At 31.4% G+C, this 17,780-nt stretch carries 15 protein-coding genes; 2 read left to right on the forward strand and 13 right to left on the reverse strand.

The genetic code is table 11. The annotated features are described in order from the left end of the window. The 6 genes from Q4Q47_RS17730 to Q4Q47_RS17755 form a co-directional block, all read right to left on the reverse strand. The gene (locus Q4Q47_RS17730) at positions 1–1,443 is read right to left on the reverse strand and encodes a T9SS type B sorting domain-containing protein (RefSeq protein ID WP_303307976.1); all 1,443 of its coding nucleotides are present in this window, start codon (positions 1,441–1,443) and stop codon (positions 1–3) included. A 160-nt stretch (positions 1,444–1,603) separates the two neighbouring features. Then, positions 1,604–2,911, reverse strand: a complete 1,308-nt coding sequence (locus Q4Q47_RS17735) for a hypothetical protein (protein WP_303307977.1) — start codon at positions 2,909–2,911, stop codon at positions 1,604–1,606. A 603-nt stretch (positions 2,912–3,514) separates the two neighbouring features. Further along, positions 3,515–3,958: a hypothetical protein gene (locus Q4Q47_RS17740; RefSeq protein WP_303307978.1), complete on the reverse strand. Its 444-nt coding sequence runs from the start codon at positions 3,956–3,958 to the stop codon at positions 3,515–3,517. 414 nt (positions 3,959–4,372) lie between these two features. Further along, complete coding sequence (locus tag Q4Q47_RS17745; RefSeq protein ID WP_303307979.1) at positions 4,373–5,119, reverse strand: LytR/AlgR family response regulator transcription factor; 747 nt, start codon at positions 5,117–5,119, stop codon at positions 4,373–4,375. Next, complete coding sequence (locus Q4Q47_RS17750) at positions 5,106–5,429, reverse strand: DUF4907 domain-containing protein (RefSeq protein ID WP_303307980.1); 324 nt, start codon at positions 5,427–5,429, stop codon at positions 5,106–5,108. Before Q4Q47_RS17750 ends, Q4Q47_RS17745 begins: the two co-directional genes overlap by 14 nt. Positions 5,430–5,545: 116 nt before the next feature. Beyond that, a complete protein-coding gene (locus tag Q4Q47_RS17755) occupies positions 5,546–6,529 on the reverse strand; it encodes a Kelch repeat-containing protein (protein ID WP_303307981.1) in 984 nt (327 codons plus the stop codon). 409 nt (positions 6,530–6,938) lie between these two features. On the opposite strand from Q4Q47_RS17755, the gene Q4Q47_RS17760 reads away from it, so the two are divergent. Both Q4Q47_RS17760 and Q4Q47_RS17765 read left to right on the forward strand, forming a co-directional pair. Further along, positions 6,939–8,228, forward strand: a complete 1,290-nt coding sequence (locus Q4Q47_RS17760) for a DUF4270 family protein (RefSeq protein ID WP_303307982.1) — start codon at positions 6,939–6,941, stop codon at positions 8,226–8,228. After that, positions 8,221–9,462, forward strand: coding sequence for an outer membrane beta-barrel protein (locus tag Q4Q47_RS17765; RefSeq protein WP_303307983.1), 1,242 nt, complete (start codon positions 8,221–8,223; stop codon positions 9,460–9,462). The genes Q4Q47_RS17760 and Q4Q47_RS17765 overlap by 8 nt, the downstream gene beginning before the upstream one ends. Before the next feature lie 22 nt (positions 9,463–9,484). On the opposite strand, the gene Q4Q47_RS17770 is transcribed toward Q4Q47_RS17765, so the two are convergent. The 7 genes from Q4Q47_RS17770 to Q4Q47_RS17800 form a co-directional block, all read right to left on the reverse strand. Beyond that, entirely contained in the window at positions 9,485–10,210 is a 726-nt protein-coding gene (locus Q4Q47_RS17770; protein WP_303307984.1) for a LytR/AlgR family response regulator transcription factor, read from the reverse strand. Positions 10,211–10,222: 12 nt separating this feature from the next. Beyond that, positions 10,223–10,966: a sensor histidine kinase gene (locus tag Q4Q47_RS17775; protein WP_303307985.1), complete on the reverse strand. Its 744-nt coding sequence runs from the start codon at positions 10,964–10,966 to the stop codon at positions 10,223–10,225. 996 nt (positions 10,967–11,962) lie between these two features. Next, complete coding sequence (locus Q4Q47_RS17780) at positions 11,963–12,955, reverse strand: SMP-30/gluconolactonase/LRE family protein (RefSeq protein WP_303307986.1); 993 nt, start codon at positions 12,953–12,955, stop codon at positions 11,963–11,965. A gap of 3 nt (positions 12,956–12,958) precedes the next feature. Beyond that, positions 12,959–13,969 (reverse strand): inositol 2-dehydrogenase, encoded by a 1,011-nt coding sequence (gene iolG, locus Q4Q47_RS17785; protein ID WP_303307987.1) that lies wholly within the window; start codon positions 13,967–13,969, stop codon positions 12,959–12,961. Positions 13,970–13,996: 27 nt separating this feature from the next. Beyond that, entirely contained in the window at positions 13,997–15,394 is a 1,398-nt protein-coding gene (locus Q4Q47_RS17790) for a c-type cytochrome domain-containing protein (RefSeq protein ID WP_303307988.1), read from the reverse strand. Positions 15,395–15,399: 5 nt separating this feature from the next. After that, positions 15,400–16,323, reverse strand: a complete 924-nt coding sequence (locus tag Q4Q47_RS17795; protein WP_303307989.1) for a beta-propeller domain-containing protein — start codon at positions 16,321–16,323, stop codon at positions 15,400–15,402. A gap of 20 nt (positions 16,324–16,343) precedes the next feature. Next, on the reverse strand, positions 16,344–17,774 hold the full coding sequence (locus Q4Q47_RS17800; RefSeq protein WP_303307990.1) for a DUF1501 domain-containing protein: 1,431 nt from the start codon (positions 17,772–17,774) through the stop codon (positions 16,344–16,346). Between the last annotated feature and the right edge of the window lie 6 nt (positions 17,775–17,780).

Below are 17,780 nucleotides of genomic sequence, written 5' to 3' on the forward strand. Positions count from 1 at the left end.
CTATTTTATCACCGTTATTGAACCCTTTTTTGTTTGTTGAGTTTCAGTTGTTATTATATAGTAGTAAACTGGATTTACATCTTTAAAATCTAATGCTTCTACTGGCCAATTATTTTGATAATCATTAGTTTGGAATACTATTTCTCCCTGTGAACTAATCAATGTAATTTTTGTATTTGTTCCACTTATATAGGCTTGGGGAATCACCCAAGTATCATTTATACCATCACCATTTGGGCTTATTAAATTAGGGATGTTAGGAACATCTGGAAAGGTTTCTTGTATTTCAAAAAGATATTCTTTTGATGATATACACCCTGCTGTTTGTTTAATAACCGCTTTATAACGACCTACCTGTGTTGCTTCGTAAGTATTATTAATAGCTCCCGTTATTAAAGTTTCATTTAAATACCACTCATATTCTGGGTTGGTAGCTGTGTCTGTAACAGTTACTGTCAATGTACCACTAGCTGGCAATAAATTCATTACCGGAGCTTCAGGAATATCAATACTACTTGTAAATTGATTGGCATCTAAATCTATGGATGCACTTGTTGAACAACTACCTAAAGTAACATTTACTGAGTATACTCCTGATTCGTTGGTTTCATAGGTTCGATTTATAGCATCAATAATCTCATTACCGTCTTTAAACCATTGGTAACTAGCACCTGATGTTGCTGTTAAGGTTGTTAAACCTTGACTAGAACAAAATGGATTCCCTAAACTGGAACTGATATTACTAGTCCCACCAGACGAAGCCTGACTTACAGTTACTCTATTTGAAAATGAATTTGAAGAACAAGTTCCATAATTTGTTTCTACAAAATAAGTTCCAGGTTCACTTACTTCTAAACTTGCCCCTGAAGCAACAAAATCAGATGTAGTAGGGCTTGTTTCTTTAAACCAATTAAATGTAAGTGAAGGATATTGTAATGGAGAATCATTATCTCCTGTTCCTGGATTATCTATAGTTAATAAATAACTTCCACCAGAACAATAAACACCTGTAGAATTTAAATCATTAATAGTAAAAGGTGTATCCTGAATTTTATAATATGCAGGAAAAGCTATAGATCCGCTACTAGTTGCTACGGGATCTGTACTTTTAACTCTAACTTTAAACGCTTCTCCCGCTATGTCTGTAGGAACAGAAAAATTAATCAAAGTACCCGACACGGTAATTGCCCCAGCGGCCGAAGTAAAAAGCACTATAGGAGTTGAAAAATCTCCTGTCTCATTAGAAAGTTCTAACACAAATTGATTAGAAGGGTTTATTAATGCCGCTTCAAAATTAACAGATACGTTATAACTGTTAAACGACGGACTTGCACATGCTGCGCTAAATTGTAAACCAGGTGGGTGTACAATTTGTGCGCTTATATGCCCCGAAAGTAACAGGAGAACAACAACAACAATATTAATAATAGTAAAATTTCGCATACGATATTATTCTCTTTAGTTAATAAAACTTTTAGAAACAATTATCGTTCTAATAACAATATCATTAGAATTGAAAATCACTTTATAATAATTGTTGGTTGGTTTAATAAAAAGAACTCTTTTATAGGTTTAAGGGAGAACTAATAAAATTTTCTTTATTTTAATTTTTGTTACTGTTGGCTGCTATTATTTTATTAATACGTAATCTAAAGTCAGGTCTTTTCTTATTCTTCAAATCAATAAATGTTTCAGAATTCTGACTTTTTGCGTACACATTATAAAAAGATCTGTTCCCATACCAATTCTCTAAGTCTTCATTATTAGAATTATATTCTTTAAATATGTTTCCATTACAATTGTTGAAATACATATCAACAAATTTAATTTTTTCCAAATTCTCTTGATTAATCGTTATCTTATCATCTAATATTACTGCTGGGTTAAATCCAGAAATAACACTTTTATTGATATCAAGCGAAGCATTTTCACCTATAAAAACCGCTTCTTTAATCAAGCCCATTTTAATATGAGTACTTAAATCTGTACTATTATTTAATAAAGTCAAGTTTTTAGCAACTACTTTTGTTCCTTCCTTAGTAAAATCGACTTCTTCTTTTTTATCATATGAAGTAACTTGCAAACATCTTGCACCGCTACTATTAGTAGCATATGGAGATCGAACAGCCAATGAATTATCTAAATTAGATTGTGATCCTAAATTAAACTTAAAGTCATTACTGTTAGAACTGTAAGAAACTGCCTTAAGTAAATTAACTCTTCCTCCTAATATCTCAAAAGAATCTCCTGCACAATAACTTACCATTATATTTTCTAATACTGTTTCATTTCCTACTCCAGCTAATAATATTCCATCAAAATTAAATCCTTTTCTTAATTTTCTTCCTGCATATTCTATTCTCACATACTTTAACACACCTGAACTACTATTGATATTCGTACCACCATAGTTTGTATATCTATAAGAAGATGAATCAAGGTTTAAATATTGTGAAGCAATAGAACCATTTCCGAATTTATTAGTTGGAGCATCACCTAATAAAACCAAACCTCCCCAGTCACCAGCTTTTTTAACACTTCTATTAGAGGTAAAAACTATAGGATCGGTTTCTAAACCTTCTGCCATTATAGTTGCTCCTTTAGCAATAGTTAAAGATCCTTTTGTTTCAAAATCACCAATAATTACAGTTCCAGGTTCTATAGTAAGCGTTGTACTATCTGTAACAAAAACATTACCTAACAACAAGTAAGTATCTCTCTTGTACAATTTCGTGTCTTTGGAAATATTTCCTGTTAGTATTTGACTAGGCTCACCGTAGTCTGTTCTCTTAGGATCAAAATCTGTCCAATTATTTAGCCAGTTTTCTGTACCTATTATTCCTTTTTCTTGCTGGGCTGATGCACTTCCTATCAATAGAAATAACATCATGATTTGGGTTATTTTTTTCATATCAATTAATATTAACACTATGTTTAGTTCAAATCTACAATTATTTGTAATTAAATTCCACCAAAAGCTAATAAATTCGATGAAATGCACAATTATGTAGGAATACACCTATTAATTTATTCGGTATAATGCATGCACATCTTTTAAACACCCCATAGAAATAGAATTGTAATGCTATATTTAGATTTTACTGAACTTATCTTGACTTTTTTCATTCAAACCAAAAGCCATGCTTTTCTTTCTAGATGGCATTTTTTTGCGCATCATAACATCGCTACGATTTAATAAAAACAAAATATGGGAATATAATAGCCTGCCCGATTACAGAACTAAATGATTTTGTAGCAAATCATAAACGATCAATATGGATTCATTGATAAAATCCTTATATAAAAATTAAGACAAAAAGAAAAATCTATTATAATACTATTATGACTTTTGTTTATTTATTTTACACAAAAAAATATGCTTAATAAATTAAACTCGTCACAAAATAGATAATTAAGGTTTAACTTGAATTTTGGTTTTCTGACCTTAAATATTATTAATGAAAATTTTACTAATTATTTATTTTAAATAACAAATAATATGAGTAAATGGTTATTAACGAAATTCACTGTATTCATGCAGTGCCTTCATTGTATCTTCATAAAATATAATGGCCGCTATTAAGTTACTTTTATCTGAATAGGGCAACATGGTCCTTTGAAAATTAAGAGTCGTTTCCAAAAATGCATCCGAAGCTTCAAATTCATCATCCAAAGTCTCTCTATTACTTTTTGTATTAGGAATTCCTAAAGTGACCATTGTCACACCGGGTTTCGTAGCAAATGCTATATAAGGTAAAGTTTTAACTAAAAGTTTTATTCGCTCAACATAAAGTTCTAATAGTTGACCTTTTTGCATGCGATCTAACTCTTCCTTATCATGGTATTTTTTTATACCTACTTTTTCACTGATAATACTCTTAGGTGCATCCTTTTGAGCAAAGCTAGCTCCTGTTATTAAAAATAAGCTAAGACTAAAAAATATAATTTTCATTTTCATATTACAAATTTTCTTGATTATGAAAAACAAAACTATGCAATTTATCTTAAAAAACAACATTTTAACCGATTTTTTTGCGTTTTGTCCTAAATTTTATCAAAATCCATAGTATAGTAGTGAGTTACAATTAAATAAAAATGGCGTAAAAATGAAAATTTTATTTCTAACACTGAATATATTATACAAACTTATATAATGATTTAATATTCTTAAGTCCAAATTAAAGAACAAACCTACTTTGTTAAAAATTATCTATATCCAAGATATTGATCCATCTTCGACTTTGGGAGTCTATATATAGAACATTACGTAAGAGCTTCTTATAGGTTTTACAGTAAATTCCCAAAATAACTTTAAAATTGTTAGAAACGCTTATTTATTATTCATGAATAATAAAGTTTATAAACTTAAAAACTAATATGCCAAATCAGTCATTACTCTATCAGCGTATATTTCTCCTATAGGTATGTGCATATCATCAATAACTACCTTTCGTTTTAAGACTTTGTTAATTAAACACGTGTTAATAATAAACGATTTATGTATTTGCCTAAAGTAATCGGGAAGGTTAACGAGAATTTTATCTAGTTCTAAAGTTGTAATTATTGGAGCACTATAATTATTTATAAAAATTTTAGTAACACATTTCACCGTTTGTATGTATTTTATCTCGCTAATATCGAGTTTAATAGTTTCGTATTCTGTTTTAATTAAAAGACCTCCTCTATCCTTCTTTGTTTCTTTTGTTCCAGCAGAAACTATATTAACAGTACTCGAACTTAATTGTTTATCTCTATTCTTAACTTTAAATATTCCTTTTAATAAATCATTAAACACCATTGGTTTAATTAAGTAATCTGTTGCGTTTAATTTAAAAGCTTCTAACCTAAACTTGGCATCATCAGCAGTAAAAATAAACTGTGGTAAGTGTTCAATTTTTTTAGTGATTTCAATCCAATTAGAACAAAACAACTTCGCATCTAAAAAAGCCAAATCGATTTTATTCTTGTTTAAAAAAGTAACAGCATCTATGGGGTTAATAAATGATGCTACTAATTTTACATGCTCTATTCTGTTTAGATAAGATTTTAAGGTATCAATGACTTTTGGACAGGTATCTACCACGACACATTTCATTACTTTAAGATTATTTGAACGCATTTAGTTGTATTTTTAATATTATTAGTTCTTTTAATGAAACAGTCGGAGAGTTCCTGGTCTTTAGTTTATTAATAACTAAACATGCTACTTTATCGGCATCTTCTTCTGAAAAAAATGGTTTATTTTTTTGAATTGCAGGAATATAATTTTGTTTAATTAAAACCTTCTTATTACTAGTTATTTCATAACCAAAACCATTGTCAACTCTAAATGTTTTACTGTCTATAGCTTCCTTTTTATTTAATACTAATAAAGAGATTAATACTATTAAACCAGCTGCTATAATAATAGGACTTACTATTTTCTTCATCTTTCACCTTATATTTAATATCCCCAAAACATTATCATCTAACACCAACGACTCTACCTATAGAATGTTTTGGGGATATAATCAATAATCAAACTACTATAATTAATACTACTCAATCAATCATCTTCATCATATTCCTCTAAAGGAAATATTTCGAAATTATCATCGAGATATAAATTACCTGTTCGTCCTAATAATACAAAGGCTCTGCTACCATTTGAAAAACTTACTGGATCTTGACGCACGGTAGCTTCTAATGCAGTAATTTCTTCCCAAATATCTGTTTCTGGTGTATACTCCCAAATGGTACCTACCGCACCTCCAGTATACCCTGCGGCAATATACCCTAATCCATTAACAGAAAAACTTACCGCATTAGATCGTGTTATTCTATAATCATCCTCTTCATCTAAATCCAGCTTTCTTGTCCATACTTCAGTTTTCGGATCGAACTCCCAAAAATCATCTACATATATACCATTACTTATACCTGTTCCTAAATACACTTTTTCATTTAAAACAAAAGTCGTTGCATCTCTACGTTTATTTCCTCCAAACCCAACAAGTTCGGACCATTCATCAGCATTAGCGTCATATTTCCAAAAATCTTTTCTGTCATTATCACCATCATAACCCGTTCCAACATACCCAACGTTATTAATCCCAAAACTAACGGCTCCTCTTCTAAGGCCTCCTCCAAAATCTGCTTTTTGAGTCCATGAGTTTGAACTTACATTATATTCCCAAAAATCTATCAACTCATTATCTCCATCATAACCAATACCTAAATAACCTTTGTCATTCAGTGTGAAACTAGATGCCGAACTTCTTGGTGTCCCTGGAAAACTCGCTTTTTGAGACCAAAAATCCCCCTCTATATCATATTCCCAGAAATCGTTTAAGTAATCATCGCCATCATAACCCGTCCCCATAAAACCTTTATCACCTATGGTAAAACTAATAGCGCTACTTCTTGGTATACCATCAAAAACCGAGCGCTCTTTCCAATTTCCTCTTTCATAACCATCATCATCTGAGCATCCTGAGAAAGCTAGAGCAGAGCAAATAAGCCCTAACATAAATTTTCTATTGTTTGTCATTTTCATTCTTGTTTTTAAATTTATTTTTTAAATTAAATTTTACAGCCGCTGAAAAACAGAGACTATTCTCAATATTAAAATCGTAAATAGCATTGTTGTTTTCATCCAGCAATTTATATGTATTATAAAAGGCATAACCTTCTTTAAAATCTGCTGTCCTTTAATATTATTAACAGCTTTTTTGTTCATCTACAATATTTTTTAAGCAAACATATTATATGTTACTTCTGTCAAAAAACTAAATAGATATACTTGCTATTTCTCTATACAAACTATAAACTTTCATAGACAAAATAGCTTTGTTGTGTTTATCGATAAATATTAAAGGTTAGACGCTTAAAAAGTAGCTTTTGTATACTTCTTTTTTTTGAAGCTGTGAACTCGTATAGATTCGCACAAAAAACCATAGATGAGATATATAGTTTTGCTTTTGATTATTGTCAGTTGTCTTTCTTGCAATAAAGAAGAAGAAGAGTTTACGTTACAAATAGGAGAAGACTTTGTTGAGAGTACAACTAAGGTATATTTTATAGATACCTTAACTGTTAAAGCCTCCACATTTCAGTTTGATTCTCTAATTGTATCCAGCCCTAACAGGCTTTTAATAGGTGCATATAACGACCCTGCTTTTGGAAAAACTTTGAGTAAAAGTTTTGTGCAATTAACAAATACTATTTACAGCATAGATGATGATGCAGTTTACGACTCTATTGCATTAGTGCTTAATCCTGACAGATATTTTTACAATGATACCATACCTATTCAACAATTTAAAGTCTATGAAGTCTTAGATGATATAGAATCAGATGAAGGCTTCTATTACAATACAACAAACTTCAACTATAATACAATTCCTATTGCCGTTAAAGATTTTTTAGCAACACCAAATAAAAGTGATTCTTTAGATATTAAGGTGAATGATGTTTTTGGTTTGACTTTGTTTAACAAATTAAAAGAAAATGACATTAATAGTGGTTCAGAGTTTTTAGATGAATATAAAGGATTATTAATTGAAGCAAATAATAATGTTAATACTACTGTCTTAGGATTTTCAACCGATAGCTTTCTTCGACTATATTATACGGTAGATGATAATGACAATGATCCAGAAGAAAAAACGATTGATTTTGCCATTAACCCATCAAATACTTTTAACCAAATAAGCAGTGAGAAATCTGGTACTTATTTTGAAAACATAGTAAACCAAGAAACATTAATTCCTAGTTCGGAAACCGATAATAGTTCTTTTATTCAAGCAGGAATTGGAATTGTTACCAGGTTAGATATCCCTTATTTAAAATCGTTAAATGATATTTCTTCTCAAGGTGTAGTTGTAGATGCCAAATTAAAATTCTCTTTAAAAGAGAACACCTATTCAGATAACTTGTATACCAAAGATTCTTTACAGGTTTACATCATTGACAATAAAGCTAACGTTTTAAGCAACTTAACTTTTGATGGTGAAACACCTATTATGAGTACTATAGAAAATGACAATCCTGAATTTGATTCAGGTTTTTATACAATAAATATATTACCGTTTATCAGTTTAAAACAAAACGAAACTCATGAAGAATATTTTTTAGCTATTTACTCTCAAAACTTCAACAATTCAGTAGACAGATACATTTTTAATGGTAACCTCGCTCCAAATAACGTACGAATGAAATTGGAATTAACCTACGCTACCTATGACTAACAAAACACACATTCTATTTTATATCATTTGCCAGTTCTGTATTGGTCAAATAGTACTTTCGCAAACAACAACAAATAGTTTATCATCATCACCTTATTCTCTTTACGGGTTAGGGATATCTAATGAGTTAAATACAGGAAAAACAAATGCCCTTGGTAACACTGGTTTTGCAATGCCATCAACGTATTCGATAAATAACTTAAATCCAGCATCTTTTGGAGCTATTCCTGAAGGAAGTTTTTTATATGATATTGGCATTAAGGTACAGAAAGAAACACTTTATGAAGATGGTATCAAAGAATTTCGCTATAACGGAAACTTTTCAAATTTCAGCATAGCATTTCCATTATCAAAAAAATCGGGTTTAGGCATCACCCTGATTCCGTTTACTAATGTAGGCTATATAGTATCTGGCTTGGAAAAATCAATTGATGGATCTACAGATACATTTTTAGCAAATATAACTGGCTCTGGAGGGCTAAATGACATCCAATTAAATTATGGGTATAAAGTAAATAATAAACTCAGACTCGGACTTAAAGGTTCCTACTTATTTGGAACCATAAAAGAGGAAGAAACCGATTTTATTGGTAACAATATTTTAAACATATCTGAAGAGAATTTTTATAATGGTTTTCGTTTAAGCACAGGAGTACAATATGATATAAATAATAAAGTCTCTATTGGAGGTATTGTTAATTTCCCTACAACCCTAAATGGCAATCAAACAAGAACTGTTATTGGAGGTGTTGAGCCTGTTGAAGAAGAAAATAGTTTAGATGCTTTTAAATTACCTTTAGAAGTAGGCTTAGGGTTACACACAAAGTTAAATGATAAATTGTTCTTGAATCTTGATTATAAAAAGAGTTTTTGGGATAATACCGATCAGAGTGATTTAATAGGTGATTACGTAGATCAAGATTTTATTGGTTTTGGCTCAGAATTCACTCCCGAAAAAAGCAGTCTTAAATATTGGAATCGAATAAATTATAGAGCAGGCTTTAGTATGGATAATGGAAATTTAGCAATTAAAAATAATAGAATTACTAATTACAGTATTAATTTAGGATTAGGACTCCCTACTGGTGGTCGAAGACACTCTATGATAAATTTAGGCTATTCGTATGGGCAAAAGGGGCAAGTCTCAAATGGTTTAATTAAAGAAAATTACCATACACTAACTCTAAATTTTAGTCTAGAAGATTTATGGTTTCAGAAAAGAAAATATAATTAAGTTTTTCGACGCCGTATAAAAGCTAAACTTTAAGCCGTATTACAACTTCTTCTTTATATGTTTCTCCAATAGGTATGCGTTTGTCTCCTACAACAACCTTAGTTTTTTGTAAAGCTCTAATCGCATTTATATTTATAATATATGAGCGATGTACACGCATAAAATTTTCAGGAAGTTTGTCTAAAATACTTTTGAAACTTGATAGGGTCAATAAAGCCTTAGAATTATCCTTTTGGTAAATTTTAATATAGTCTTTTAAACCTTCAATATACTGTATATCTTGTACATCTACTTTAATATTTTCGTATTCGGATTTTACAAAAATAAAATCATTCTGAGGAATGACTTCTTGTTGACTCAAAGTAGAAGATATTCTACCAGAAATGGTATTCTCTAATGCATTCTTTTCTTTAGCCCTTGAAACAGCTTTTAGAAATCGATGAAACGGAATAGGTTTTACTAAATAATCGGTTGCGTTTAAGTTAAACCCTTCTAAAGCATGTTGTGGACTGGCTGTAGTAAAAATGAATTGCGGCATGTTTTCTATGGTTTTAACCAAATCTAACCCGGTTAAATTAGGCATTTCTATGTCTAAAAACACTAAATCTACTTGGTGCTTGTTAAGGATGGTAATGGCTTCTAATGGATTGTTACATTTAGCAACAATCTCTAAACTACAAATTTGGTTAACATAGGATTCTATAACGTCTACTGCTAACGGTTCATCATCTATTATTACGCACTTCATCTTATATAAGTTTTAATTCAATTTTAATTTTAAATCAACAATAAATTTATCATCGTTTTCTCCTGTAGTTAGCCAATACTTTTCAGGATATAACAACTGCAAACGATCTTTAGTATTTTGCATTCCAATTCCAGAGTTTTCACTGTTTTTAGTTCTATTTCCTATTAAATTTAAACATTTAAACTGCAGTTCATTATCCTTAACACTAATATCAATTTTCACTTCGGTATTACCATTAAAGTCGGTTCCATATTTAAAAGCGTTTTCTATATAAGATATAAATAATAGGGGCCTAATCTTTTGAGTTGAAACCGTTCCATGAATATTGGTTTTCACATTTTCGTTTTTGGCGATTCGTAAACGCTGTAGTTTTATATAATTTTCTATATAGGTTAATTCTTCTTTTAACAACACGAAATCATCATTTGACGTATATAGCATATAGCGCATAAGTTCCGATAACATAATAACTGCTTCCGGTGCATCATTCGAGTTTTTTACTGTAAGTGAATAAATACTATTTAACGAATTAAACAAAAAATGAGGGTTTATCTGGTTTTTAAGTGCTTCTAATTCCGAAACATTTTTTTGAGCTTCGATATCCTTTTTGACAGTGTCGTTTCTTATCCATTCTTCATATATTTTAATGGCTGTTCCTAGTACTAAGAACATTAAAGAATATACAACAGGTAAAGATTTTCTGCCTTTAAAACTAGACATTTCTTCAGGAAAAGGCAGCAGTTTAATAAAAAGCAAGTAAGAAGCAATTAGTATGATAAAAATCGAACCAAAATATGCGATTTTTCTCTTTTTTAATAATAAGAATGGAACGAGTATGATATAATTGACATAGAAAAAGAACAGGTTAGCGCTCATTCTGTAAAAAAACATTTTCGAAATTTTATTTTCTTCTGTATACAGTTGAATTGAAATAACAAAAATTAATACGGTCCATATTAATACATGGATTAAGAATTGGTTTTTATTTTTTTTGGTTTCTGTCAAACTTAATCTTTATAATTAATTTATCGGATATATTGTATTTGCGAAATTTCAATTCTAAAAATTCCTTTAGGAAGTTATCCGCCAAAAATCTTAATAAAAAACATATTACCTTTATGAATTAACACTTTGTTCACTATCTTTTTTAAAAAAATTAAGAGTTTATGGGGTTTTGAAGGTGTCATTTTAAGATTCAATTAGTATTTATATACCAATAAAGTTTATTATCCATAACGATGCTATGCAGCTCAAAAAAAACTTCTTATAAGAATACCTGCCAGCAGGCAGAAAACGACTATTTTTCGCTTCAATCAAAAAAACACATGTTTAGCTTGACTGGAGCGTCTAAACCACTTCAATATAGAGAGAGATTTAATTTTCTAAAAGAAAGATAGATGAATCGGGAAAATGATTCTATGAATATTGGTTTTATATCGACTAAATATGTTTCATTTAGCGATTATAGTACTCTAAATACAAGCTAAAGAGCCTTGAAATGAGTTTTTTCTTAAGACTTATTCCTATAATCTATTGTAATTATCAACTATGCACAGTACTTTGGAGGTTGTACAGTGTCAATATGTTGTAATATGTAATTATGGCTAAATCAATATAAAATAACATGAATCTTCAGAGTAAAAAACCGAATTTCTTCGTTAAAAATACTCGCCGTAACTAGGCTATGCCTACGTTTTTTGCCTTGAACTTCAATTTTTTATTTTTAAATATTCTATGCCATTTTATATCGACTTAGCTATAAGGTTTCAACTTAACCCGCATTAATTTTGGACCACAAGTAATATACAAGGTTTCTTCTTTATCATCTAAAACACAATTGGTATTAAATTCATTATTTAAAATAGTACCTAAGTGTTTACCTTCTGGATTTAAAATATAAACGCCTCCTGGACCAGTGGCAAATATAATTCCATGTTTATTAACCTTTAATCCATCTGGATGTCCCTTTTCTTTTGGGGCATTCCCAGTAGCATCAAAAAAAAGTCTTCCGTTTGAGATATGACCATTTTCATCCACATCGGCAGCTATCCAAATTGCATGTTTCCAATCTGCGTTTGCTATATATACTGTCTTTTCATCAGGAGAAAAGGCAATTCCATTGGGACTAGAAAGTGTATCTGTTACAACTTGTACGTTCCCTTTAGGAGTAATGTGATAAACGGCTGCTTTTAAACCACCTTCCTTAACCGGAGGTGGATCAGACATAATCATATTTCCATTCGAATGAAAAGCGGCATCATTGGTGTTATTAAATCGAACTCCGTTATAATTATCAACAAAAATGCTAAAATCATTTGTAGGTCTATCCAATGAACTATTCATTTTTACAGCTTGTCCATGACCATATTGTAAGATAACCAATTTATCATTATTATCGACCAAAAGTGCACTTGGCCCCGGTCTATCTGGATTGGCATCCTTCATATCAAGGTATAAGGTAACACTATCCTTTTCAGTCCACTGGTATATTTTTTGATGGCCAACATCTGTATAGATCAATTTTTGCTCATCTTTAAGCCATATAGGCCCTTCTGACCACTTGTGTCCTGTTGAAAGAATTTCAATAACTGCATTAAGTGAAATAACGTCGTCTAATTGTTTATCAAGTCTTTCAATTTTACCAACCGTTTGAAACGTTTTTGTTTTTGCCTTTTCTTGCTTAGCACAAGAAAACATAAGTATCGATATTAGAAATAGTCTTAAAGTTTTACTTAATGTATACATTTGCTATTTAATTTTTATACTATTAACTTTTATTGATCGATTTTCTATTAGAGATCTATTTGCCGCTTCTGCTATTATCATAGCTTTAAGTCCATCTTCTCCAGAAACTGGCATTGATTTATTATTCTTTAGGGTGTCAACAAAACATTTCATTTCTTCAAGATACGAAGCTTCATATCTATCCATGAAAAAATCCAAATGACGATCAGATTTTGTTCCGGATTCTGTTAATATGTTTAAATCACTTTTCAAAGGATTCTCAACCTTTATAACACCTTTAGAGCCAAATACTTCCAAACGTTGATCATAGCCATATTTTGCTTCACGACTATTCTCTATGGTAGCCATAGCACCATTTTCAAATTTTAATAAAACGGTAGCACTATCAATGTCTCCTGCATCACCAATAGCAGAATTAACCAAACAATCACCATAGGCAAAAACTTCAACAACTTCACATCCCATTATAAATCGGGCCATATCAAAATCATGGATGGTCATATCTTTAAACAAGCCTCCTGAATTTTTAATGTAAGATATAGGAGGTGGCTGAGGGTCTCTACTAATTATATGAAGATTGCGTAAGCATCCTATTGTATCCTTAGATATTTCATCTTTTACCTTCGAAAAATTCTTATCAAATCTTTGATTAAACCCAATCATTATTGGAACGTTCAATTCTGAAATTACAGATATTGTTTCACTTGCTTTTTCGAGAGACATATCAATTGGCTTCTCGCAAAATATTGCTTTTCCAGCTTTAGCAGATTTTATTGCATATTCAGAATGCGTGCTGCTAGGAGAGCTTATAACTACAGCATCTATTTCTGGATTCTCAATAATAGCATTTATATTATTAGAAACATTTTTAATATCATTATTTAAGGCAAATTTCTGCCCCTCATCTCCAGGATTCACTACCGAAAGTACTTCAACACCTTTAATTTTCCTAGAAAGATTCTCTAGGTGAATCTTTCCCATTCTTCCTATTCCAATAATTCCAATTTTAATCATCTGTTTTTTTATTATTGCGGCTTATAATTAATCAAAACTAATTTTTAATTTTTCACTTCCCTTTTGTAGTTCGGACACTATTTCATTGGTTGCATTCGATTCGGAAAGATACAGTGTTCTTAAATGAGTAAGCTTTGGAATTACAGCTAAAAGTCCAATAGAAACTTCTGTATTAAATAGGTTTAGAGATTCTAAATTTTTTAATTTTTCCAGATGTACTAAACCGTTGTCAGAAATTTTATTTCCACTAAGGTTTAGTTTAATCAAGTTTTCCAGTCGTCCTATTTTTTCAAGATTACCATCGGTTACATTCGAATTGCTCATATTCAACCAAATCAATTGATCTTTTATTTGTAAGAGTGATTCTACACTATGCATTGTGAGTTTCTTTTCGCTCAAACTAAAATTTGCTTCCAAAAAATAATTATCCTTCATAAGTAGATTCAAAATAAAACCTTGATTGCTTAATGAATCTATAATTTCTTTTTTTGGGGATTGAACCATTTCTCTTAAGAAATTATTTTTGTCAAGACCTAATTGTCTGCTAACATTATCTATCATTTCTTTATCAGGTTTTAATGCTGTAAAATAACCCCTTGACGGTGCATTGTTATTTATCCACCAACCAATAAAAGCAACTTCATCATCTGTTAATGGCCTTTTACCTTCTGTTGGCATAAAGTCGTCGTGAGTAGTAGGAAGTGTAATGCGTCTAAAAAGGTCACTTGAATTAGGGTCTCCAGGAATTATAGCTTCACCATTTTCTCCACCTTTCATTAAATATGAAAAACTTGTTAAATTAAGATCTCCTTTCTTTTTATCTTCATTATGGCAGCTTACACAACGATTATTCATTATAGGAGAAACCAAGTCCAGATAAACATCGGCAGAATCCAGAACGGTTACTTTTTTACGAGGAATAGCCTTTTTTGATAAACCTGCTAATTGACGAACTGGATTAGGCGCATATTCTAATAAATAAGTAGATCCGTGTGTTAGGTTACCTCCCAAATGTCCTGTGTAAAAAATGGCAACAACGACTATAGTTACAAGTATTGATTTTCCATAAAACGGGATTTTTATTTGTTTTTTGGATATATAATAACAGGCTAATGAAAACAAAAGTACAGCAACTCCGCTCCATTTATGCCAAAAAATAGTGTCTTCATTATAATCTCCAGATAACGAAAGAAAATAACCAAATAATACTGCGAAAAATGCTCCAATAACACCAAGCCCCCATATATACTGGACAAAAGCCTTTATAGGTTCAAACTTTGTCCATTTTGTAGAAATTTCTGCAAGTCCTGCCAATAACAAAAAGCCTATAGGAAGATGAACAACCAAAGGGTGAATCCTTCCTAAAAACAAAATGATATCAGAAGGCGTGTCAGAATCAATATTGAGTAAAATATTTAGAACCATTTACTTTATTTGAGCGGTGTTCCTTTAATTGGTTTACCATTCGTTGTTAATATTTGAAAATGATGTGCGCGATAATTATCATAAGTCCAAACCATATTTTTATCTGAGTCTAATTCAAATATCTTAATACCCTTTTGTGCACCATAACTCGCTATTACGGTATTCCCATTAGGCAATCTTTGTGCCCCACATGGATCTACTAAGGGGTTTTCTTCAAATAACGAATTATTAATTTCCCAAATTATTTTTCCATCAGAATCCAATTCAACTACTCTGTTTCCATGGGTTAACGTCACTAAGGTATTTCCATTTTTAGATCGAATAGCTGTAAATGGCCATGTCTGAGCTTCACGTCCTCCAAATGATTTATAATCAGTACTAAAAGTATTTACTATGGTCCCATCTGGTTTATATTCTTTAACTGCAAAGGCTAATAAATGAGGGACAAGATAATTACCATTCTTCAGTTTTCTTGCCATTCTAGTTTGCATATGAATATTGTCGGTTTCTGGTTGAAGTGGTATGCTTTTAACAACTTTTCCTTTTTTATTGATCTCAACAATTTTGGGTGCTGTTCCAGATTCAGTAATCATCGTGTTGCCATTAGAAAGTCGAACAGCAGTTCCTAATTCCATAGACGCTTCAGATTTTTTATAAGTAAGGATAACTTCTTTTTTCTTGTTGTATTCTCTAACTTCATCTCCCCAACAAATTAGAATATTTCCATTTTTAAGTACATATCCATCTCTTGCTCCTACTTTTTTAGAATCCCAAACGACTTCTCCAGCCTCTCCTATAATACCCGTAAATTGCGGGCCAGCAATAAAGAAAGAATGACTAATACCCGATGCTGATTTCTGTGCCGATAAAAGTAATGGAGTGATTAAAAAAAGGTAAAGACTTAATTTTAAAATTGAATTTATTTTCATTAGGTAAGTGTTTATTATTTTTAAGCTAATATGTCTTTAATTATATGTCCATGCACATCTGTCAATCTCATATCACGACCACCAAAACGAAACGTTAAATGCTCATGATTAATTCCCATTAAATGCATCATGGTAGCATGAAGGTCATGTACCGTAACTTCGTTTTCAATAACTCTGTATCCATAATCATCTGTTCTCCCAAATATGGTACCTCCTTTTATGCCAGCTCCAGCCATCCACATACTGCATGCCGACGGATTGTGATCACGTCCATTCGATCCTTGTGCAAAAGGCGTTCGTCCAAACTCACCTGTCCAAACCACCAAAGTTTCTTCCAGCAATCCTCTCGATTTTAAATCTTTTAAAAGACCAGCTATTGGTTGATCGACAGCATGGGCATTTCTTTCATGCCCATCTTTTAAATTTCCGTGCTGATCCCAACGGTCTGCACTTACTTTAGGGCATGTTAATTCTATAAAACGAACTCCTCTTTCTACCAATCTACGCGCTAATAAACATTGCGCTGCGTAACCACGTGTATGAGGATCATCAGATTCAAAACCGTATAATTTTTTAGTAGCTTTTGTTTCTGCCTTAAATTCTGTTAATTCTGGAATGGAGGATTGCATTTTATAAGCCAATTCGTAATTAGAAATGGCAGATTCTACAGCATCTACTTCTCCTATTTTTGCTAATTGTTGTTGATCTAATTGATTTATAAACCCAAGTTTTTGTTCTTGCAAATTTTTAATTTTCTCTTTAGGTTTAATATTAGCAACAGGTTGGGCTCCTGCCCTTAAAATGGATGCTTGATAAGAAGCAGGTAAAAAACCATTTTTAAAATTGTCTAGACCTCCTGGAGGAATTAAACCGCCATCTAAAACGACATATCCTGGTATGTTTTTGTTTTCGCTTCCTAAACCGTAAGTCATCCAAGAGCCCATACTCGGTCTACCTTGAAGCCCACTACCTGTATGCAAAAAATAGTTCGCATTGGTATGCTCAGGAAATTGTGATGTCATGGATCTAATCAATGCAATATCATCAACGCATGTAGCAATATGTGGAAAGAGCTCACTAACTGGCATTCCACAATCTCCGTATTGTTTAAATTCCCATGGGCTTTTTAAAATCTTACCTACATTATTAAACTGTGTAGCATCAACTTTAAACTTTTTTCTCGGGTCTTGTCCATTTTCTTTTGCAAGCCTTGGTTTGGGATCAAAAGAATCTACTTGCGAAACCCCACCATCCATATAAAGAAAGATAATATTTTTTGCCTTTGGTAAATGGTGCGGCCCTAAGTTAAGATTTGAACTAACATCCAAAATTGATTTTTCTGATCGACCACAAGCCGTAGGGAGCACTCCAAATAAACTCATAAAAGCGAGTGATCCAAAGCCGCCTTTACAGATATCTAACATCTCACGTCGTGAGAGTGGTTTTTGCATAAAATT

This window comes from Flavivirga spongiicola (assembly GCF_030540825.1).
Classification (GTDB): domain Bacteria; phylum Bacteroidota; class Bacteroidia; order Flavobacteriales; family Flavobacteriaceae; genus Flavivirga; species Flavivirga spongiicola.

Excerpts from the sequence above, each read along its gene's own strand:
- Q4Q47_RS17730 (WP_303307976.1), bottom strand. The coding sequence starts at position 1,443 with ATGCGAAATTTTACTATTATTAATATTGTTGTTGTTGTTCTCCTGTTA.
- Q4Q47_RS17735 (WP_303307977.1), bottom strand. The coding sequence starts at position 2,911 with ATGAAAAAAATAACCCAAATCATGATGTTATTTCTATTGATAGGAAGT.
- Q4Q47_RS17740 (WP_303307978.1), bottom strand. The coding sequence starts at position 3,958 with ATGAAAATGAAAATTATATTTTTTAGTCTTAGCTTATTTTTAATAACA.
- Q4Q47_RS17745 (WP_303307979.1), bottom strand. The coding sequence starts at position 5,119 with ATGCGTTCAAATAATCTTAAAGTAATGAAATGTGTCGTGGTAGATACC.
- Q4Q47_RS17750 (WP_303307980.1), bottom strand. The coding sequence starts at position 5,429 with ATGAAGAAAATAGTAAGTCCTATTATTATAGCAGCTGGTTTAATAGTA.
- Q4Q47_RS17755 (WP_303307981.1), bottom strand. The coding sequence starts at position 6,529 with ATGACAAACAATAGAAAATTTATGTTAGGGCTTATTTGCTCTGCTCTA.
- Q4Q47_RS17760 (WP_303307982.1), top strand. The coding sequence starts at position 6,939 with ATGAGATATATAGTTTTGCTTTTGATTATTGTCAGTTGTCTTTCTTGC.
- Q4Q47_RS17765 (WP_303307983.1), top strand. The coding sequence starts at position 8,221 with ATGACTAACAAAACACACATTCTATTTTATATCATTTGCCAGTTCTGT.
- Q4Q47_RS17770 (WP_303307984.1), bottom strand. The coding sequence starts at position 10,210 with ATGAAGTGCGTAATAATAGATGATGAACCGTTAGCAGTAGACGTTATA.
- Q4Q47_RS17780 (WP_303307986.1), bottom strand. The coding sequence starts at position 12,955 with ATGTATACATTAAGTAAAACTTTAAGACTATTTCTAATATCGATACTT.
- iolG (WP_303307987.1), bottom strand. The coding sequence starts at position 13,969 with ATGATTAAAATTGGAATTATTGGAATAGGAAGAATGGGAAAGATTCAC.
- Q4Q47_RS17790 (WP_303307988.1), bottom strand. The coding sequence starts at position 15,394 with ATGGTTCTAAATATTTTACTCAATATTGATTCTGACACGCCTTCTGAT.
- Q4Q47_RS17795 (WP_303307989.1), bottom strand. The coding sequence starts at position 16,323 with ATGAAAATAAATTCAATTTTAAAATTAAGTCTTTACCTTTTTTTAATC.
- Q4Q47_RS17800 (WP_303307990.1), bottom strand. The coding sequence starts at position 17,774 with ATGCAAAAACCACTCTCACGACGTGAGATGTTAGATATCTGTAAAGGC.